Annotated in this window: 17 protein-coding genes; 11 read left to right on the forward strand and 6 right to left on the reverse strand. The window is 53.6% G+C overall.

Going from position 1 to position 20,955, the window contains the following annotated elements; genetic code table 11:
• The first annotated feature begins 124 nt into the window (after nucleotides 1-124).
• The 10 genes from TH25_RS04240 to TH25_RS04285 all read left to right on the forward strand — a co-directional run bounded on the left by TH25_RS04240 (nucleotide 125) and on the right by TH25_RS04285 (nucleotide 11,741).
• Nucleotides 125-1,696, forward strand: coding sequence for an alkaline phosphatase D family protein (locus TH25_RS04240; protein WP_114087178.1), 1,572 nt, complete (start codon nucleotides 125-127; stop codon nucleotides 1,694-1,696).
• Between the two features lie 182 nt (nucleotides 1,697-1,878).
• Nucleotides 1,879-3,007, forward strand: a protein-coding gene (gene prfB / locus TH25_RS04245; RefSeq protein ID WP_114087179.1) for a peptide chain release factor 2 whose coding sequence is annotated in 2 segments (ribosomal slippage) — nucleotides 1,879-1,947 and nucleotides 1,949-3,007 — 1,128 coding nt in all. Because the reading frame shifts where the segments join, the coding sequence is not laid out codon by codon here.
• Nucleotides 3,008-3,302: 295 nt separating this feature from the next.
• Nucleotides 3,303-4,616 (forward strand): YjiH family protein, encoded by a 1,314-nt coding sequence (locus tag TH25_RS04250; protein WP_114087180.1) that lies wholly within the window; start codon nucleotides 3,303-3,305, stop codon nucleotides 4,614-4,616.
• Between the two features lie 282 nt (nucleotides 4,617-4,898).
• Nucleotides 4,899-5,399: a MarR family winged helix-turn-helix transcriptional regulator gene (locus TH25_RS04255; RefSeq protein WP_220151337.1), complete on the forward strand. Its 501-nt coding sequence runs from the start codon at nucleotides 4,899-4,901 to the stop codon at nucleotides 5,397-5,399.
• A complete protein-coding gene (locus TH25_RS04260; RefSeq protein WP_114087181.1) occupies nucleotides 5,396-6,553 on the forward strand; it encodes an HlyD family secretion protein in 1,158 nt (385 codons plus the stop codon). Before TH25_RS04255 ends, TH25_RS04260 begins: the two co-directional genes overlap by 4 nt.
• Entirely contained in the window at nucleotides 6,550-8,106 is a 1,557-nt protein-coding gene (locus TH25_RS04265) for a DHA2 family efflux MFS transporter permease subunit (RefSeq protein WP_114087182.1), read from the forward strand. Before TH25_RS04260 ends, TH25_RS04265 begins: the two co-directional genes overlap by 4 nt.
• Nucleotides 8,107-8,590: 484 nt before the next feature.
• Nucleotides 8,591-8,818, forward strand: a complete 228-nt coding sequence (locus tag TH25_RS04270; RefSeq protein ID WP_114087183.1) for a hypothetical protein — start codon at nucleotides 8,591-8,593, stop codon at nucleotides 8,816-8,818.
• 153 nt (nucleotides 8,819-8,971) lie between these two features.
• Complete coding sequence (locus TH25_RS04275) at nucleotides 8,972-10,516, forward strand: DNA-3-methyladenine glycosylase 2 family protein (RefSeq protein ID WP_114087184.1); 1,545 nt, start codon at nucleotides 8,972-8,974, stop codon at nucleotides 10,514-10,516.
• Nucleotides 10,500-11,021: a methylated-DNA--[protein]-cysteine S-methyltransferase gene (locus TH25_RS04280; RefSeq protein ID WP_114087185.1), complete on the forward strand. Its 522-nt coding sequence runs from the start codon at nucleotides 10,500-10,502 to the stop codon at nucleotides 11,019-11,021. Before TH25_RS04275 ends, TH25_RS04280 begins: the two co-directional genes overlap by 17 nt.
• Nucleotides 11,022-11,108: 87 nt before the next feature.
• Entirely contained in the window at nucleotides 11,109-11,741 is a 633-nt protein-coding gene (locus TH25_RS04285; protein WP_114087186.1) for a glutathione S-transferase family protein, read from the forward strand.
• Nucleotides 11,742-11,828: 87 nt separating this feature from the next.
• On the opposite strand, the gene adhP is transcribed toward TH25_RS04285, so the two are convergent.
• A complete protein-coding gene (adhP, locus tag TH25_RS04290; RefSeq protein WP_114087187.1) occupies nucleotides 11,829-12,851 on the reverse strand; it encodes an alcohol dehydrogenase AdhP in 1,023 nt (340 codons plus the stop codon).
• Between the two features lie 179 nt (nucleotides 12,852-13,030).
• Nucleotides 13,031-13,969, reverse strand: coding sequence for a LysR family transcriptional regulator (locus TH25_RS04295; RefSeq protein WP_181847395.1), 939 nt, complete (start codon nucleotides 13,967-13,969; stop codon nucleotides 13,031-13,033).
• Nucleotides 13,970-14,173: 204 nt separating this feature from the next.
• Here TH25_RS04295 and TH25_RS04300 point away from each other — a divergent pair, with 204 nt between their 5' ends.
• Nucleotides 14,174-15,100, forward strand: coding sequence for a DMT family transporter (locus TH25_RS04300; RefSeq protein WP_114087189.1), 927 nt, complete (start codon nucleotides 14,174-14,176; stop codon nucleotides 15,098-15,100).
• 189 nt (nucleotides 15,101-15,289) lie between these two features.
• Here the strand turns inward: TH25_RS04300 and TH25_RS04305 are convergent, their stop codons facing one another.
• The 4 genes from TH25_RS04305 to TH25_RS04320 form a co-directional block, all read right to left on the reverse strand.
• Nucleotides 15,290-16,111: a ferritin-like domain-containing protein gene (locus tag TH25_RS04305; protein ID WP_114087258.1), complete on the reverse strand. Its 822-nt coding sequence runs from the start codon at nucleotides 16,109-16,111 to the stop codon at nucleotides 15,290-15,292.
• A gap of 101 nt (nucleotides 16,112-16,212) precedes the next feature.
• On the reverse strand, nucleotides 16,213-16,986 hold the full coding sequence (locus TH25_RS04310; RefSeq protein ID WP_114087190.1) for a response regulator: 774 nt from the start codon (nucleotides 16,984-16,986) through the stop codon (nucleotides 16,213-16,215).
• Nucleotides 16,987-17,212: 226 nt separating this feature from the next.
• Entirely contained in the window at nucleotides 17,213-17,677 is a 465-nt protein-coding gene (gene bcp / locus TH25_RS04315) for a thioredoxin-dependent thiol peroxidase (RefSeq protein WP_114087191.1), read from the reverse strand.
• A 63-nt stretch (nucleotides 17,678-17,740) separates the two neighbouring features.
• On the reverse strand, nucleotides 17,741-20,722 hold the full coding sequence (locus TH25_RS04320; protein ID WP_114087192.1) for a bifunctional [glutamine synthetase] adenylyltransferase/[glutamine synthetase]-adenylyl-L-tyrosine phosphorylase: 2,982 nt from the start codon (nucleotides 20,720-20,722) through the stop codon (nucleotides 17,741-17,743).
• Nucleotides 20,723-20,955 lie beyond the last annotated feature (233 nt).

The raw sequence follows: 20,955 nt of genomic DNA on the forward strand, positions 1-20,955 counted from the left end.
ACAGTGGCAACATATTGCAAGTGACGGGGTGTTGATAAAACCGTCAAGACTTGGAAATATCTTTGTTACATGAACCCGTTATAATTCCCGCAGTTTTTCTATGGCTTTTGCTGGGAATTGGAAAATGTCACTTCGATTGACCCGACGCCGGTTTTTGCAGTCAACGGGGACGGCGGGTGCCGCCTCTGTTTTGGGCGGTTTTTTCATGCCCTCTATTTCACGGGCGGCGGATCGCCCTGTCATCACGCATGGTGTGCAAAGTGGTGATGTAACGGTAAATTCGGCCCGTATCTGGGCGCGGGCGGATCGCCCGTCGCGCATGATTGCCGAAATTGCCACGACCGAGGGCTTTTCCAAATCCATCAAAGTGCCCTATGTCGATGTGCTGCACGAAGGTGATTTGGCTGGCAAGCTGGCTTTGACCGATTTACCCGCCGGGCAGGACATTTTTTACAAAATCCATTTCGAGAATCTTGATAACGTTCGCGCAATATCCGAGCCGATTATGGGTCATTTCCGTACCAATCCGATGAAGCGCCGGAATATCCGCTTCGGCTGGTCTGGCGATACTGGCGGGCAGGGCTGGGGCATTGACGAGGATCGTGGCGGGATGAAAACCTATGCCACCATCACAGCACATCAGCCGGATTTCTTCATTCATTCCGGTGACACCATTTATGCTGATGGCCCCTTCATGGCCGAACAGAAAATGCCCGACGGCCAGATTTGGAAAAACCTGACCACCGAGGGAACCGGCAAAGTCGCCGAGACACTCGACGAGTTTCGCGCCAATTATAAATATAATATGCTTGATAAAAATGTGCGCGAGTTCAACCGCATGATCCCGGTTTATTATCAATGGGATGATCACGAGGTTTTGAACAACTGGTATCCTGGCGAAATGCTGACGAACGATGACCGCTATAGCGAAAAATCGGTTTCATTGCTGGCAGCGCGCGCCAATCGCGCCTTTCGCGAGATGCTGCCGGTGCGTGAACAGCCGCAGGAGCCAGGGCGGGTTTATCGCACCATTTCCTATGGTCCGTCGCTGGAAATTTTTGTGCTGGATATGCGGTCCTATCGCGGCCCCAATGATGGCAATAACGGCCTGGTTGAAAACGACAAGACGGCCTTTTTGGGTAAACAGCAGATTGAATGGCTTAAACGTGCCCTGTTGAACTCCAAGGCGACCTGGAAAGTCATTGCGGCTGACATGCCGATTGGCATGATTGTCTACGATGACTGGAAAAACAAAAGCACCTTTGAAAACCTGGCCAATGGCGACGGTGCCCCTGCAGGCCGGGAGCTGGAAATTGTTGATTTGCTGCGTTTCATCAAATCAGCCAGAATTCGCAATACGGTCTGGCTCACCGCCGATGTGCATTACACCGCTGCGCATTATTATGACCCGGCCAAGGCGCAATTCACTGATTTTGATCCGTTTTGGGAATTTGTTTCAGGTCCCCTGCATGCCGGGACATTTGGCCCCAATGACATGGACAATACCTTTGGACCACAGGTCAAATTTGCCAAATATCCCAGCAAGGAGCAGGGTGTCAATTTGCCACCTTCGGCAGGGATGCAGTTTTTTGGCCTGATCGACATTGATGGCGAGAGCGAACAGTTGCGCGTTTCCCTGCGCGATGTTGCCGATACCGAGCTTTATACCGTGACTCTGGACCCTGTATATAGCTAGGTACGATTTATATCCTGGTGATGATGTGATGATCCCGGTGCCCGATGATGGGCGCCGGGGTTTTTTTTATGTGGCTGCGGGGGTTTCAAGACGGGCAAAAGCTGATATAACCCGCGCGACGATTGGCAATGACGTGATCATGACGTTGCCCGACGGGATTCACGAATGTAACGGAGACATCAATGCGCGCCGAAGCACAGGCATTGGTAGATGAGATCAAGCAGTCGATGGCACTGCTGAGGAGGCATCTTTGACTGGGATAATGCCCTTAGACGTCTCGACGAATTAAACGCCCTGGCCGAAGACCCCACCTTGTGGGACAAGCCGGAAAATGCGCAGAAAATCATGCGCGAACGCACCCAGCTTGATGAGTCCATCAATGGCTATAAGGCGCTGGCCCAGGAACTGGATGACAATATCGAACTGATCGAACTTGGCGAAGCCGAGGGCGATGATGATACCGTCAGGGAAGCCGAAGAGGGCCTGCGCGCCATTCGCGACATTGCCGCCAAGCGCGAGCTTGAAAGCCTGCTTTCGGGTGAGGCGGATGCCAATGATGCCTATTTGGAAATTCATGCCGGTGCGGGCGGGACAGAAGCCCAGGATTGGGCCAGCATGTTGGCGCGTATGTATGTGCGCTGGTGCGAAACCAAGGGTTACAAACTTGAAATGCTTGAAGAAAGCGACGGTGAAGAAGCCGGTATCAAGTCTGTCACCTATAAGGTATCAGGGCACAATGCCTATGGCTGGCTGAAAAACGAGGTGGGTGTGCATCGCCTGGTGCGTATTTCGCCTTATGACAGTGCCGCGCGCCGTCATACCAGTTTTTCGTCCTGCTGGGTTTATCCGGTGGTGGATGACGACATCAATATCGAAATCCTCGACAAGGATTTGCGAATTGATACCTATCGTGCCTCGGGCGCGGGTGGGCAGCACGTCAACCGGACGGATTCTGCCGTGCGTATCACCCATATTCCGACCGGTATTGTCGCCCAGTGCCAGAATGACCGTTCGCAGCATAAAAACCGTGATACCGCGATGAAAATGCTGAAGGCCCGGTTATACGAGGCCGAATTGCAACGTCGCGAGGCCGAAGCCCAGGCCGTTGAAGACACCAAGTCCGATATTGGTTGGGGGCATCAGATCCGGTCCTATGTTTTGCAGCCTTATCAGATGATCAAGGATTTGCGGACCGGGGTTGAAACATCCGATACCCAGGGTGTTTTGAACGGCGATCTGGACCAGTTTATGGCCGCAGCCCTGGCTGCCCGTGTTACGGGATCTGCTGGCGAGGTTGAAGATATCAATTAACCGGAGTCCTGATACCGGTTTTAAAGCTCCCGCTGTATCGTGGCGGGAGCTTTTTTATTCTGGGTTGCAAGGCGACCAGGATATTGTGAATTTTGTGCCCCTGTATAATTTTTAATCACCTGGCCGTAACCGGGCTGTTTTTCCGCCAAAAAACGGTGCCGAGATTTTGCCTGTTGCCTTTTCTTTCGCGGAATTGGTGAAATTTCTTTGTTGCAGAATGTGCTCAAATGTATAGTCATAATAAAATGTCTATACATAATAGATGTCCGTAAACATGACTTTCAGGGAAGCTATCATGTCATCGAACAACAATTCTGCTGCGGCACGTCCCAGCGCGGCTAATATTGGCCGGCTGTTGGGGCTCAGTGCCATTGGTATTTTCATTTTCTTCATTCCGGTCACAATTGAAGGCAAAAGCTCGATCCCGCTGGATCACATGGTCGGCTTTTTGCGTGGTATCATGGGGCCGGTTGCCGGTTATTATGCACTCGCCATGATCTGGGTTGGGGCGGCCTATCCTTTTGTGAAGGGCACCTGGAAGAACAGCGCCACCGACAGGGTTTTTTCGCTGCTAAAGCTGTTGGGGGCGGTCACGGCGGTTCTGGCATTAACCGGATGGGGACCGGAAGCCTTGCAAAGCAAGGATATGTTGCCGTTTCTGTTTAACAAACTGGTGATTTCGGTCGGACTTATTGTGCCAATCGGGGCGGTGTTTCTTGCGCTTTTGGTCAGCTATGGGTTGCTGGAATTTATCGGTGTATTTTTGCAACCCATCATGCGGCCGATCTGGAAAACACCGGGGCGGTCGGCCATTGATGCGGTGGCGTCGTTTGTGGGCAGCTACAGCATCGGTCTTTTGATTACCAACCGCGTTTACAAGGCCGGGCAATATTCGGCCCGCGAGGCAGCCGTTATTGCCACCGGTTTTTCGACGGTTTCGGCAACCTTCATGATCATCGTTGCCAAAACCCTGAACCTGATGGATATCTGGAATCAGTATTTCTGGATAACCCTGGTTATTACATTTGTCGTTACGGCCATAACGGTCCGTATTCCGCCCCTGGTTGGGATGGATGACCATGCCAGTGATCCGGAATCCGACGTTCCGTCGGGCGAGCGGGTGCGTACGGCCTGGCAAAGCGGCCTTGATGTTGCGCATAATGCCCCGAACCTGCTGGAAAACATCAAACTGAACCTGCGTGAAGGTCTGCTGATGACCATTTCAATCCTGCCATCGATCATGTCGGTTGGCTTGATTGGTCTTCTGCTGGCGAAATACACGCCGGTATTTGATTGGCTGGGTTACGTTTTTTATCCGTTTACCGCGATATTTGGGATCGACGGCGCAGCAGAGCTGGCCAAGGCATCCGCGACCGGGCTTGCCGAAATGTTCCTGCCTGCCCTGATCCTGGGGGATGCCAGTTTCATCGTGCGGTTTGCCGCCGGTGTCGTCAGTGTTTCGGGTGTGCTGTTCTTCTCGGCGTCCATCCCCTGCATTCTGTCAACGGAAATTCCAATTGGTGTGGGACGGCTGGTGATTGTCTGGTTCCTGCGGGTAGCCCTTAGCCTGCTGCTGGCAATTCCCGCCGCGATGCTGATCGGGGGTTAGGCACACCATCCGGGGCGATAGATTTTGACTGCGCCAAGACGGCTCTGTGGTGATCGCTACGGGGCCGTTTTGCTATGGTTTTTCCGGCACCGGCTGCATTTTTATAAGCCTGCATTTCCTGCATGGGTGCCATCTTTTTAAAATTATTATTTTAAAACAGATATTTATTCCTTTTTGCAGGCGCGCACGATTGTGTGAATGAATTCACACTTGCCAATCTGTGATGCAATTTCATATACATTGCTTACAATATGCAATACGTATAATAAGTAGGAGTTCTATTTGACGTCTTCCCGCGATCCGCAAAAAAGCATTGGTTTTTTGCTGAAAGACGTTTCTCGTCTGATGATGCGTCGTTTCAACCGCCGTGCTCGCGATTTGGGGCTGACACAGTCGCAATTGCAGGCGCTTGCTTTTCTGGTTCCCCGCGAAGGCATCAACCAGGCCGCACTTGCTGACCTGATCGATATTCAGCCCATCACCCTGGCACGTCTGATTGACCGGTTGGAGGAAGCCGGTCTGGTTGAACGTCGGCGTGATCCGGCGGACCGACGGGCTGTGAATTTGTATATCGGTAAAAATGCCGCGCCACTGATTGACAAAATGTGGGAATTCGCGGCTGAAACCCGGCGCGATGCGCTTGCAGGTTTATCGGAACAGGATCAGGAAGTCGTGATTGGGCATTTGCAGCATATGCGCATGAACCTGATTTCCTGCGAACAGGAACTGTCGGACAAAGTCCCGCCGGTCCCCAAACGAGATTTAAAAGGCGACGAAGAATGAGTGAACCTGTTGAAAAAAAGGATAATGCAGAACAGGGCCATCAAGGTGGGGCCGTGCCAAAACGCAAGCGGCGCTGGTTGCGCCCGTTTTTGCTTGTGTTGGGGCCGGTCGCCGTCATCGTTGGTGGTGCCTATTGGTATTATTCGGGCGGACGGTTTGTTGAAACCGAAAACGCATATGTTCATGCCGATATGGTTGCGATCAGCCCGCAGGTTAGCGGGCAGATCGCCGAAGTCCTCGTGCAGGAAAACCAGCATGTCAAAAAAGGCGATGTTATTTTGCGCCTTGATCAGGACCCCTTCAGAATTGCCGTAGAGCAGGCACAGGCAAATCTGGCGTCGGTCCGTCAGGACATGAATGCCCTCAAACAAAGCTATGCCGAGCAGCAGGGCAACCTGGAACTGGCGAAAATCAAACTGGAATATGCCGAAAAAACCTATGCGCGCCAGTCGCAACTGAGCAAACGCAATATTGTATCCAAGGCGGCTTTTGACGATGCGCAAAATGCGGTTGCCAGTGCCAAACAGGAAATTGCCCTGGATCGCCAGGCGATGAAAACGACCCTTGCCAAACTGGGCGGGTCGGTTGATACGCCTGTCGAAAACCTGCCGCAGTTCCAGCAGGCCAGAGCCGCCCTTGACCAGGCAAAACTTGATCTTGCCCATACGGTTATCACCGCACCCTTTGACGGTGTGGTTGCCAACAAGCCAGAGCCGGGGGCCTATATCTCGCCGGGCCGGGCTGTTGCCAGCCTTGTTTCGGACAGTTCGATGTGGGTGGATGCCAATTTCAAGGAAGTCGATCTGACCTATTTGCAGCCGGGGCAGTCTGTTTCCGTGACGGTCGATGCCTATCCGGATCATGAATGGAAAGGTGTTGTGGAAAGTGTGTCGCCAGCAACCGGGGCAGAGTTTTCGGTGCTGCCGGCCCAGAACGCCACCGGCAACTGGGTGAAGGTTGTGCAGCGTATTCCCGTTCGTATTGCCCTGGAAATGACCGGCAGTCAGCCCGTTTTGCGCGCCGGAATGAGCACGGTTGTTGAAGTTGATACCCATCACCAGCGTGAAATGCCGGCCTTTGCCAGAACGGCGTTGACCTGGATCGGTGTAAACGAGGCCGAAGCCGGTACCGCGCGCGGAGATAACGGACAATGAGCGCTGCCGCAGCAACAGCAAGCATGGAAACCACGCCGATGGAACGGGGTTTGACCACCGTTTCCATCATGTTGGCGACGATCATGCAGGCACTTGATACGACGATTGCCAATGTGGCCTTGCCTCATATGCAGGGCAGTATGTCTGCAACCCAGGACCAGATTTCCTGGGTGCTGACATCCTATATCGTTGCTGCGGCCATCATGACACCGCCAACCGGCTTTCTTGCGGCCCGTTTCGGGCGTCGCAAGCTGTTCATTTGCTCGGTTGCGGGGTTCACCATTGCCTCCATGTTGTGCGGTGCGGCAACGTCTTTGCCGGAAATCGTGATTTTCCGCTTGTTGCAAGGGGCTTTCGGGGCGGGGCTGGTGCCGTTGTCCCAGGCGGTTTTGCTTGATACCTATCCCAAGGAAAAACATGGATCCGCAATGGCGATGTGGGGGATGGGCGTAATGTTGGGGCCGATCCTCGGGCCAACACTCGGCGGCTATCTGACGGAATATTACAACTGGCGCTGGGTCTTTTACATCAATTTGCCGATCGGCATTATGGCGCTGCTTGGTATTATGGCCTTTGTGCCAGAAACCGAAAAGAGGCCGGGGCTTCCGTTTGACTGGTTCGGATTTGCGTTGTTAAGCCTTTCAATCGGTGCATTGCAAATGATGCTGGACCGCGGAGAGTCGCAAAACTGGTTTTCGTCCTATGAAATCGTGATCGAAACGGTGTTGTGCATTTTGTGTTTTTACATGTTCCTGGTGCACATGTTTACGGCGCGAAACCCGTTTCTTGAACCCGGTTTGTTCAAGGACCGCAATTTTGCCATCGGTTTGATTTTTATCTTTATTGTCGGGGTGGTTTTGTTGGCGACCCTGGCGCTGTTGCCGCCCTTTTTACAAAATCTGATGGGGTATCCGGTCGTCACCGCCGGTATTTTGCTCGCCCCGCGCGGAGTCGGATCGATGATTGCGATGATGCTGGTGGGGCGCCTGGTGGGTAAGTTCGATATTCGGTTCCTGATCCTGTTTGGTTTGGGCATGACGGCATTGTCGCTTTATGAAATGTCGTGTTTTACGGCCGAGGTCAGTTCCATGACTCTGATCACGACGGGCGTTACCCAGGGGATCGGGCTTGGTTTTATCTTTGTGCCCCTGAGCACCATTACGTTTGCCACGCTGAACCCCAAATATCGTACCGAGGGAACGGCCATGTTTAGTTTGATGCGCAATATCGGATCAAGCATTGGCATCTCGGTGATGACGACCATGCTGACGCAAAATACCCAGATCATCCATTCAAGCTTTGCTGCGATGCTGACGCCCTTTCGCCATGCCATGCAAGCACCCTGGTTGCCCGAAGCCTGGGACTGGACCACGACTGCCGGTGCCGTCGGGTTGAATAACCTTGTAACGGTCCAGGCCCAAACCGTCGCTTATCTTGATGATTTTCAGGCGATGATGTGGATTGTGCTTGCGGTTATGCCGCTTTTGCTGGTGATGCAGGGGCCGCAAAAACCAAAACCTGGCGAGGAACAACATATGGAGGTCATGGATTAGGCGTTTGTTCTGGTCCTGAACTTTTGAATACGCGATTTTCGTCGTCCATGATTCCCCCCCCTTTCCCCGCATGGATGACGGAACGAATGGCGGTGCGGCTTTGGCCGTGCCGCTGTTTCGTTTTTGGCTCCTTTGCATCGAGATAGAGGTATCTTGCCGCGGGCAGAAGAATGTCTCTCAATGCTACGGAGCCTCAACCCGAATATTGGCGTTGTTTCCTGCTTGCGTTGTGCGAGAGGAAAAAATCCTGCCATTTTTGTTGCGTGACAGCATGCGTTTGATTGTTTGATATTATTTCCGAAATAGTTTCAATATTTGGCCTGAATTCAGGAAAATTTCCCGCCATTTTCCCTTATAAGCCATACCGTTGTCATAGTTTTGCCGCGACTTTGAAGCAGAGTAAATCCGTTATCAGAAACCGTTATCGAGCACATTTCGTGCCCGGCCGGTTTTTGTTTCCTTAAGATAACGGAGGTCCAAAAGAATGGCGCGGAAAGCGGACCAGAATATTGCCGTTGGCGACCAGTTCCGGGTGACAAACGCCCAAAGTTCGGTTTTTGAGGTTCTTGAAATCCGCGACATAACACCGGCACCCCACGCGCTGATCGTCAAGGTCAGTGAAAGGCGGTCGCCGTCCCTGATTGCGGTATCGACCCTGCTAAATCCCGATTTCTTTCAACGGGTTTATGATGCCGAACCACCCCGGTTCTGACATTTGCCGGGTTTCGGACCGGCTTTTGACCATCAATCACCTTGAACCGCGCCAGTCATGTTGGCGCGGTTTTGTTTTGGGTGCGGTATTTTTACCAATGTCAGAGTCCGAAAATGGCGAGTATTTCATCCGTGCTCTGCTAGAATTGGGGGCATGGAACAGATCAATGATGACATTTGTTATACGGCCCTTCTGGCGCGTGATAACCGGTTTGACGGGCGGTTTTATACCGCAGTTAAAACCACCGGCATTTTTTGTCGGCCCATCTGCCCGGCGATTACGCCCAAGCGGCAGAATGTGGAATTTTATCCCACGGCCGAGGCAGCAATGGCACATGGCTATCGCCCGTGTCTGCGCTGCCGTCCTGAAGCCGCACCGGGCAGTGCTGCCGCGGCCGGCGTCCATGCCACCGTACGCCGTGCTGTTCGCCTGATCGAGGAGGGCGCCTTAACCGAAGGTTCGCTCGAGGATCTGGCTGACCGGCTGGGTGTCGGGACACGGCATTTGCGACGGATATTCAAGGATTACACCGGGGTTGCGCCGCAGGAACATGCCAGGGCCCGTCGTTTGCTGCGGGCCCGGCAGCTTATTGTCGATAGCAATCTGACCATGACGGAAATCGCTGATATTGCCGGTTTTCGCAGCCTGCGCCGGTTCAATGATGCGATGAAAGAGGCTTATGGTCATGCGCCAACGGCATTTCGGCGGGGGATTCGCGGGGAAAACGTGGCGTTGGCACAGTCCGAACAAACCGAGGACCCCTTTCTTTTGAAAAGGGATGACATGATCCTGCGGCTTAAGCCCCGGCAGCCTTTTGATCGTGATTTTATTTTGGGTTTTTTTCGCGACAGGGCCATTCCGGGGCTTGAGGCAGTCGGGCCGGATTATTACGCCCGGGGCTTTTTGATTGCCGATGCACCGGGCCTGATGATTTGCCGTTTCACCAACAAAGGCAGCATTGAAATCTGTCTTCGGGGTGAAGACCGGGGCAGTTTGCTTGAAATTGGTGGTCGGGTGCGACGTTTGTTTGACCTTGATGCTGATATGGTGGCGATCACGGCGGTTTTTGCCAGTGACCCCTTATTGGCGCCATTGGTGCAAAAACGACCCGGCTTGCGTGTTCCGGGCTGCTGGGACCGGTTTGAACTGGCGATGCGGGCCGTTTTGGGACAGCAGGTTTCGGTGGCAGCCGCGCGCACACTGGCCGGGCGCATTGTTGCGCGCTATGGGCAGGCTTTGCCCGATGCGTTGGTGGCGGGTACCGGCATTACCCATTTATGTCCCGAACCAGGCACCCTGCAAGGCCATGATTTGATCTCGATTGGGTTGACACGTCGCCGCGCACAAACGCTTTCCGATGTCATCGACTTGTTTGCCGCAAATGATTTGAACGACCAAACCGGCAGCGAGATTTTGGCGCAAATGGCAAAGATCAAAGGTATTGGCCCGTGGACGCTCAATTACTTTGCCCTGCGTGGATTGGGCGATCCGGATGCCTTCCCGGCAGCAGACCTTGGGATTTTAAAGGGCTCGCAAATGGGCGGTGGCTCGGCAACCGCGAAAGAACTCGAAAAACATTCGGTGGCGTGGCGACCCTGGCGGGCATATGCGGCGCAATATCTGTGGTCGGCCCTGATCCCGGACCGGGACGGGCATGATGTAATTACAAAGGAAAAGGACCATGAGAACGATCATTAATATGATGCGCTATGACAGTCCGATTGGCAGGCTTGGTCTGGCTTCGGTTCAGGGGCGGCTGGTGCATCTTGATTTTGAGGATAATGACGACCGTATGGTCCTTATCCAGTCGCGCCGTTTTAAAAATATCGACTGGCAAGAGGGGGGAGCGGCCCCGGCATCTGTGATTGCCTGGCTGGATTCCTATTTCGCCGGAACAACGCTCCCTTTACCGATGGATGATATTGATATGCGTGGCACCGATTTTCAAAGGTCGGTTTGGCAGGCCTTAACCGGCATTCCGTCGGGGACCCATATTTCCTATGCCGGGTTGGCCGAAAAACTGAATAACCCCAAGGCTGTGCGTGCCGTGGCCCGTGCCAATGCGCTTAACCCTGTGTCGATTATTGTGCCCTGCCATCGGGTGATTGGCTCTGACGGCACCCTGACGGGCTATGCCGGTGGGCTGGCGCGTAAAAAATGGCTTCTGGAGCATGAAGCCCACATGATGTCTGTGCCTGCCTAAATCTTTAAACCACAAAATTCGTCTATTCCGTCACCTGCATTGCTCAATGCCGGAACGTAATTTTTATGCCCGAAATGGGAGGGTGTCATGAAGCTATATGATTATGCCGGTTCACAAAATGCCTGGAAGGTGCGCCAGCTTTGCGCCCATTTGAATTTGGAGTATGAAACGGTTTGGGTATCGATTTTTGAGGGTGAAAGTCATACGCCGGATTTTTTGCGCAAAAATCCCGCCGGTGCTGTGCCTGTTCTGGAGCTTGATGATGGGCGCTGCCTGGCAGAATCACATGCGATATTGCTCTATCTGGCGCAGGGCAGTCCCTATTTGCCGGATGATGCCTGGCAAAAGGCCAGGGTTTGCCAGTGGCTGTTTTTCGAAACTGATTACGTGCAATCGACCATCGCGACATTGCGCCACTGGAACCTGACGGGCAAAAATGAACGGAACGCCGCACAGCTATCCCGACGACGCGCCAGCGCACGGCATGTTCTGGAATTGCTGGATCGCCATTTGCAGGGACAGAACTTTCTGGCCAATGATCGTTATTCCATCGCCGATATTGCCGTATATGCCTATGTTCATTTGGCGCACGAAGCGGGCCTGGAAATGGCGGATTATAAAGCGATCCGTGGCTGGATTGAGCGGGTTTTCAACATTGTCGGCACGGCCGTGCCGGTCCGATATTACAGCGAGGATCCTTTTTCTGGGCAGGATCTGTAAGGGGCACGGTTTATCTTGTCGGAAAACAAACATGCCGTGCCTCTGTAATGAGCACGGCATGTTTTAAGATCGGATATATTCAATCGATCAGATCGACATCACGATACGGCCATCAATTTTGCCGCCGCGCATGCGATCAAAGATGGAATTGATGTTTTCCAGCGGTTCGGTGGTGAAATGCGAGTGCACCTTGCCGTCGCCTGCGAATTCAAGGGCTTCCTGAAGGTCGGCACGGGTGCCAACGATGGAGCCACGAATGGTTTTGCGCGACAGCACGGTATCAAAAATATCCAGTTCAAACGTTCCCGGCGGCAGGCCACACAGTGCCATTGTACCATGACGGCCCAACATGCCGACACCCTGTTTGAAGGCGGCGTTGGAAACGGCGGTAATCAGAACACCATTGGCACCGCCCATCTGCTTTTGCACCTCGGCCACCACATCGGTTTCGGCGGCATTCAGCGTCCAGTCAGCCCCCAGATCTTTGGCGAGTTTGAGTTTTTCGTTGGCAATGTCAACGGCGATAACTTTCATGCCCATTGCCTTGGCATATTGCACGGCCATATGGCCCAGCCCGCCAACACCGGAAATCACAACCGTTTCGCCCGGTTTGCATTCGGTTTCCTTCAGGCCCTTGTAAACCGTCACACCGGCACACAAAACCGGTGCAGCATTGCCATATTCCAGCGCATCGGGCAGGTGGCCAACATAGTCGGGATCCGCCAGTACATATTCGGCAAAACCGCCATTCACGGAATAGCCGGTGTTAAGCTGTTCCCCACACAGGGTTTCCCAGCCGGTAATGCAATGATGGCAATGCCCGCAGGCGGAATGCAGCCACGGCACGCCCACACGGTCGCCTTCCTTGACAGATTTGACACCTTCGCCCACTTCGGCAACAACGCCAACACCTTCATGACCAGGAATAAAGGGCGGGTTCGGCTTAACCGGCCAGTCGCCTTCGACGGCATGCAAGTCTGTATGACAAACGCCGGATGCTTCGATTTTAACCAGAATTTTGCCGGGGGTTACTTTGGGGGTCGTCACTTCTTCAATCGATAGCGGCTTGCCGAATTCGCGCGCAACAGCTGCTTTCATCGTCGCTGGCATTTCGTCCCTCCTGATATGTGATATGATTTTGTTCAGGCAATGATGTGGTTCATCACAGGTCAAAATGATAGCGGTTCGCAAATATCAGGCATTGCGTTATATCAAATAAGACTAAATTAGGTTGTAGCTGTATTGCGCCCTGTAAAGGCCGTTTTGCCTACGATCACTTGGTTTCGGCCTTATTCGGTTTTTAAGGCGGCAAAATCGATATTACGTAAAAGCTGCTGGCGGAATTGGCAAAGCAGGGTATTTTGTCGCTGATAGGCCATGACAAGTTCGATGTCGGGCAGGGCAGGAAGCATGGTCTGGCCATTAAGCGATATATGATCATCGTTAAGCGCACTTTGCGGCAGGATGCCAATCCCGAGGCCGTTTGAAATTGCGGCACGGATATTTTGGTAGGAAGCACTGCGATAGGCATTAAAATAACCGAGGCCCTGTTGTTTTAAGGCCCGGATCGCCGCTGCCCGGTAGGCACATCCGTCGGGAAAGGTGATAAGTGGTATTTCGCCTTTGATTGGCGATGCAAACGCCGCCGCACAGGCCCAGTGCAAAGGCTGACGGTGCAAAAGCGAAGTATCCCTGTTATTTTGCCATTCGTTGATACCGCCGGGTCGGGGCGTGCCGGTGTTGTCATCACCAATACGTTTGTAAATGATCATGTCGATATTCTGGTTGCGATACAGGTCCTGTAGTGCTGACGATAACGCCGATGTGACTTCGACCCGCAAGGCGGGATTGGCTTCCATACAGCGACGAACCGCGCCGGCAATGTTTCCCAAGGGAAAATCGTCTGGCACGCCCAACCGGATGCGTCCCCGCAAGGCCGGCTGGCGGAAACTTTCAACGGCGGCCGACAGTCGGGATAGAATTTCTTCGGCCAGAGGCAACAGGCGTTTGCCATTTTCGGTCAAATCCTCAACCTGGCCCCGGCGCCGGGCAATCAGGCGACATTCAAGAATATCTTCCAGTTTTTGCAGGCTTTGCGTAAGGGCCGACTGGCTGCGTCGTAACTGGCTGCTTGCACGCTGAAAATCCAGTTCTCCGGCAACGGCGACAAAGGCCCGAAGCTGTTCAAGCGTGATGCGACGGTCATCAAGCTGTGGGCTACGGGGCACGTGTATGTCGGGTGCTGTGTCAAAGATCGGGATATTCGGTGGCTGATTGCCAGGTTGCGGTTTTGCCATCGTGCGATACCTGTGTGAAATTTGTGCCCCAAATTAGCATATCTTATTTGGTGTTCCTTTTAATTAATTTCTCATCACAGACAAAATCAGGCAGGCTGCATTCAAATTATTTACTGTCTTCAGGAATGTTTCAGGATGGTGTGTGTCCTCCTATTGTTTGTCGGTTTCAGCTTGATCTGGTCGTCGGCATTTATCGTCGGCAAGGTTGCAATTGCCCATCTTGACCCTATTGTGTTGCTGGCTGCGCGTTTTTTGCTGGGCAGTATCTGTTTGCTGCCTTTTGTCCTGTGGCAGGGCAGGAAATTCTGGCAATGGCCGACTATTCGTTTTGGGGCGATTGCCGGTGTGTTGAACAACACCCTTTATTTGGGTTTGAGCTTTTTGGCGCTGCAAACCGTGCCAGCACCGCTACTGGTGGTGATTATTAGCTGCGCGCCCCTGCTGACCAGCGCCTTTGCCGTAGCCAGCGGACAGGAACCTTTAAACGCCGCACGCTTTGTTGGTTTTACCATTTGTATTGCCGGAGTGGTCTGTGTTGCCGCATGGCAACCTGCGGCCGGAGCGGGCCTCGACCATGCCGCTATGTTTTCTTCCGGCGCGCTGGTGGGGTATGCGATGGCAATTGGCGGTACGGTGGCCTTTGCGTTTGGCACGGTGTTTTTAAAGTCGCGGGCGATGGGGGCATCACCGGTGGATGTCAATTTCTGGCAGTCTTTGGTCGGGGGGCTGGTTTTGCTGCCACTGGCCCTGTTTCGGGTGCCGGATGTCGGGCAGTGGGCCGTCATGTTTGACGGGCCGGTTTTGTTATCAATTCTTTATCTTGCCATCGTCATTACGCTGGGCGCGATGTTCTTATGGCTTTATCTGATTGGTCGATTTGGTGCCAGCAAGGCTGCGGCCGCCCATTTGATCAATCCGCTTTCGGGTTTGGTTTTATCGGCTGTGATTTTGGGCAGCGATGTGTCACTGGTGCAGGTGATGGGCGCGGTATTGATTGGTTTTGGGTTGTATATTGCTGTTTTTCATCCGGTACACCAGCGTGACCGGGCTTTGATAAAGTAATCTGCGATGTCACGGAACGGGTCTGTCAGGGAATTGGTAAAATCTGCGTGCCATTCACAATCCTGCGGTGGCTTTTGCTTTTTTATTCCTGAATCAACCGTTTATCTGCCAAATCCATTCACGGACTGTTCGGGGAAAATAGGGCATTTACGATCAACAGGTTTTAAGCGTATATCCTGGCGACAGATTTTAGTCATCGTCACCCTCGCCGGGCAATTCCAGGACGTAATCCTGATAATAATCCGGCGGCATCCCGGCATCATAGCGCGCTTCGTCATTAAAGGGTGGTTTCAGCGGGCCGCGCAGATGTTTGCGCAGTAGCGCATGCCATGTCGTGTAATAGGGCAGGCCGCGCTTATCGCACATCATTTCATAATACTTGCGCCCGGCACTGACATGGGCGACTTCTTCGGCCGCAATGATTTTAAGGATCTCTGCACTTTCCACATCGCCATTGGCAATCAGGCGTTCTACTGTTGGCGGGGTGGCATCCAGCCCGCGGGCTTCAAACACCATTGGCACCACGGCCAGTCGCGCCAACAGGTCATAGGCGGTTTCCATGCTGCTTTGCCACAGGCCGTCATGGGCAGGCAAATCGCCATAGGTGGCCCCCAATTCACTCAGTCGTTTATTCAGCATCAGGAAATGTTTGGCCTCGTCGGCGGCCACCTGCACCCAGGCATCGTGAAAATCGCGCGGCATGTTTTCGTCGGGAAAGCGCACGGCGATATCCCAGGCAAGGTCAATGGCATTGAGTTCAATATGGGCCAGCGCATGTAAAAGCCCGATGCGCCCCTTAAGCCCGCCTTTGCTGCGTTTGGGCATTTTGTTGGGCGGCAGGGTTTCGGGTTTTGCCGGGCGTGCCGGGCGGTCGGGCAGATCGGTTGCACCAACATCAGTAATAATGCCTTCCCGCCATTGCCGGGCCAAATCGATGGTCAGGTAGGCCTTTTCTGTGGGGTCAACAGTCAACAGGGCCTGTTTGGCGGCATCGGCAAGGGTTTGGGACATGGTTTGGATCACGCTGATTGAAAAATGAAAACGGACCGGTTTTTCACGCGGTCCGTTTTTACGGCTAATTTTATGAGGCGGCAAGACATGCCAGGCCATTTTCAGGTGATGTTGAACCGTGCCAGGGCTTCGGCCAGGTCATCGCCAAAGGCACCGCCCTTGCGGATAATGGCCGTACGAAACGGCAGATCGCGCAATGACGGGTGGTTGGGGGCGTCTGATGTTAAAACAGCGGTAGGAATATCGCGTGTTTTGGGCATGGCTTGTAGGGCATTGACCACATCAACCCCGTCAAGATCATCAATGGTTTTGGCAACAATGATGAAATCCGGCCTTGTGCGAACGGCAAGTTCGATGGCCTCGAACGAGGAATGCGTGACCGAACTGCGATACCCGCAGGCGGCCAGTTCGCGTTCAACAATGGCTGCCATTGAACGCTGTGGAATGACCAGCAGGGCTTCGACATTTGCCTTGCTCAGCCAGGCCGGGTCAATGTCAGGCGCGCGTTTGGAAGGCAGCTCGCGGACAAATTCGGCGGAATCGGTGGCGGCGCCAGAAAAGTCGCCATCCAGGATACCTTCGATTTTATCGACAAAGGCCTGGATGTCGGCAATGGCATCGGCATTGAGTTCACGGCAACTGGTGACATAATCGGCCAGGCGGTGGCTGGTGAGGTTGATCAGCGGGGCATTTACCGATTTGCCCTTGTATCGCAGGTTAAAAACCTCGCGCTGGATTGCGGTCAGCAATGTGTCGCGGTTGGCCTGTGAATGTGCGTTCTGCAAATGCACATCCAGGCTGCTGATGATGTCGCGGGCTTCATCCTTGAAGTCGGCTAACATTTGATCGTCAAGATCAACGACATTCTTGTTCATTCACTGGCCCCGCCATAGATGCGTTCAAATTTCCTGTCCCCGTCGCCTGCATGGCGAGCGTCCAGACTCCCAAATTGTGAATATCATATTTATGGACCGCCCTTGCAAGATGGATACATACGGGAGGATAAAGTTTCTGAAATCGGTCAACGCATTAGGCACAAATAAAAACCGGCCACGGGCGACGTCCCCGTGACCGGCAGGCAGAACAGACGCGAGCCAGGATTTAAAGTGCCTGGACGGCGGCCAAAACCTCGTCCACATGGCCTTTAACCTTCACCTTCGGCCAGATGTGGCGAATGACACCTTCGGCATCGACAATCACGGTTGTGCGCTCAATCCCCATGAATTTTTTGCCATACATGCTTTTTTCTTTCCAAACGCCATAACGTTCACAAACATCGCTTTCTTCATCGGATGCCAGTGTGAAGTTCAGGTCGTGCTTTTCCTTGAACTTGTCGTGACGCGCGGCACTGTCTTTGGAAATGCCGATGATTTTGGCATTTACGGCAGCGAAATTGGGATGTTGGTCGCGGAAATCACAGGATTCCGTGGTGCAGCCCGGTGTCATGTCCTTGGGGTAAAAGTAAATAACCACCGGCTGACCTTGCAGGTCAGAAAGTTTGACATGCCCGCCGCCATCGGTCGGCAGGTCAAAATCCGGGGCTTTGTCACCAACGGCAATGCTCATTGTAAACATCCTCTTTTCAGGGTTTGTGGCTATCGCTTTATAGGGTGGTTTTGTTTGTTTGGTTCAGTTGGCTGGTTGTACAGGGCCAAGTTCTTCGGCCGGGGTGGTGATCAGGCGGTCATATACCTGTTTGACCCCTTCGGCGGTGTCCGAGAGTTTCTTTTCAAGCTCGGCAAAGTCCTCGCATTGTCCGGCGGCGGTCAGCATTTCACGCAAATCCGCGCTGGCATTTTCCGGCGAAAAACGGCCTTCGGTCGTCAGGCGCAGCATCGCCTGCAAGGCCAGCCAGAATGAGGATGCGTTTGCCAGCCATGCTGCCTCATCGGCGGGCAGGATGCCCGCCTTGCCCAGCCGTTTAAATACCTTGCGCGTGGTCGAGGATAATATTTCCGGATGGTCATGCGCATGATTGAGTTGCAGGAACTGGGCAATGAATTCCAGGTCCACCAGGCCACCACGCCGAAGTTTGATGTCCCATGCCTGGTCACTGCCCTTATTGGCGGCCATGCGGTTGCGCATGTCATAAACATCGCGCACCAGTTTGTGAAAATCGCGTTTTTTGCACAAAACCCGCCGGGTGCTTTCCATCACCTTTTGTTGCAGCTTTTCCGGGCCGAAAACCGGGCGCAAGCGGGTCAGTGCCATATGCTCCCAGGTCCAGGCCTCGTTGGTTTGATAGCCGTCAAAACTGTTGAAATGGCAGGCCAGCGGGCCTTTGCTGCCGCTGGGGCGCAGGCGCAAATCGGTTTCAAATAAAACACCTTCGGCGGTCGGGGCGGACAGGGCGTTGATGTAACGCTGGCTTAAGCGGATAAAGTAATGGCCTGGTGACAGGGGCTTTTCGCCATCCGATTCCTCGCATCCTTCCGGCACGTCATAAACAAACACCATATCCAGGTCCGAGCCCGGTGAAAGTTCCTGCCCGCCATGTTTGCCCAGGGCAAAAACGGCCAGGCCGCCTTCGTCAAATCCGCCGTGTTTTTGTGCGAAATCTTCGGCAATGCGTGGAAACAGCCCGCGAATGGAAACATCGGCCACGTCGGCCAGTGCGCGCCCGGCCTGATGCGGGGTATGGCGGTTATTGATGGTTTGCACATCGATGCGGAATTTCTGGTCATTGGCCCAGCGCCGGGCAATATCAAGCCATTGCTCCACCACTTCGGCACCCGGCTGGGACAGTTGCTCGTTTAGCTGGTCCAACATGGTGTTTGCATCGGGCAATTCATCATTGAAACCCGACATCAAAACATAATCCAAAACACTGGCATTACGGCCCAGATATTTCGCCATGCGCGGCGCGGTGCCTGCAATTTTGGCCAGCAGGCGCAATAATTCCGGATTGGCGGTAAGCAATGAAAACAACTGTACCCCGGCGGGCAATCCCTTCAGAAATTCATCAAAGGCACGAAAGGCCATATCGGGATTGGTGGTTTCCGACAGGGATGTTAACAATGTTGGCATCAGTTCGGTCAAAATCTCGCGGGCGCGGCGTGACCGGGTGGCACGATAACGGCCATGATGCCAGCCTCGCACCGTGCTGGAGATCATACCCGGGTTTTCAAACCCCATTTGCTGAAGCTGGCGGATGGTTTCCGGATCATCTTCGCTGCCGGTGAAAACAAGGCTGCCTTCGTTGCCGCCCAGCGGCGAATCTTCCTCGAACAGTTCGGCATAGTGTGATTCAACCCGGCGCAAATGGCCCAGCAGATCGTTTTTAAAGGTTTCGCAATCCTGATATCCCAGGAAACAGGCCAGGGCGGAGAGGCCTTCTTCGCTTTCTGGCAGGGTCTGGGTTTGCTGGTCATGTGTCATTTGCAGGCGGTGTTCGACATTGCGCAAAAACTGGTAGGCGTCGATCAACTCGTCACGCACTTTTTCGGAAATCTGTTTGAATTTGCATAATTCGCGCAGCGCCTCGCAGGTGCTGCGGCATCGAAGCGACAGTTCGCGCCCCCCCCAGATCAATTGCTGGGTTTGGGCGAAAAATTCAATCTCACGAATGCCGCCGCGGCCCAGTTTGATATTGTGGCCGGGGATTGTCACCTTGCTACCACCCCGGTGGGCATTGATTTGCCGCTTGATGGAATGAATGTCCTGAATGGCAAGAAAATCAAGATGTTTGCGCCAGACAAAGGGGCGCAGAATATCGAGGAAATCCTGCCCCGCGTCGTAATCACCCGCCACAATGCGCGCCTTGATCATGGCGGCCCGTTCCCAGTTCTGGCCAACAGTTTCATAATAGGTCTCGGCTGCCAGTGCCGACATGATGGGCGGGGTGGATGCCGGGTCCGGGCGCAGGCGCAAGTCGGTACGAAATACATATCCGTCCCCGGTGCGCTCTTCCATGATGCGGGTGACATCGCGCACCATGCGCACCAGAATTTGCTGTATCCGGTCCCGTTCGATCCAGGTGATTTTATCGCCATCAAATAGAAAGATCAGATCAATATCGGACGAATAATTCAACTCGTTCGCCCCCAGTTTCCCCATGCCAATGGCAAAAATGCCACAATCGCGCAATGGATCGTCAGGATGGGGAAGGTCCAGATTACGCAACTTTGCGGTGGCCGACAGGCAATGGGCCAATGCGTAATTCAGGGTGGTTTCCGCCGTAGTGCTAATGGCAGCGGTGATTTTGACCAGATCCCAGCTATTGCTGATATCAGCCAAAGCAATGACGAGGGCTGCGCGGCGCTTGGCCCGGCGGACTTTCATCATCGCGGTTGCCTGGTCCGTGCCTGCCGCGTTAGCCGATATGCTGACATCCTCAAGGGCGGTGGCAAAGGCATGATCAAGGCCGTTTTCAAACGCATCGACAATCATGTCGGGGTCGCGCAGGGCCAGGCTGGTCAGATACGGGCTGTTGCCAAACAATGCTGCCAATACCGCATGATGTGCGGGGTCTTCTGTCAGCCTGGCAAAATGATCGGCCTGGTTTTCCCATACGGGTTTGCGGGCCAGTTCGGCCCATCTTTCAAACCCGGTCTTGCAACGTTCCGCGTCAAAGGGGGCTGGCAGGGTGGTTTGGGTCCAGGCAAGGGTCACGATGGGCGTTCCTTTGGTTTTGGCATGTGCTGTTCGGCACGATCGGTGTCGAAAAGCACTTTGGCAGCGTCTTTTTCATCGTTAAATCACAGTTTAGTCATAACCTCTCTTGGAGATGACAAAAAGGCCCTGTAAACAATATCAGATTTAATGCCGGACAAAATTATGGAAACCCTTCGTCTTGTGCGGCGTTGATAGTGTGATCAAACTATTACCCGATATGCGGGTTTGGA

This window comes from Thalassospira profundimaris (assembly GCF_003326755.1).
GTDB lineage: Bacteria > Pseudomonadota > Alphaproteobacteria > Rhodospirillales > Thalassospiraceae > Thalassospira > Thalassospira profundimaris_B.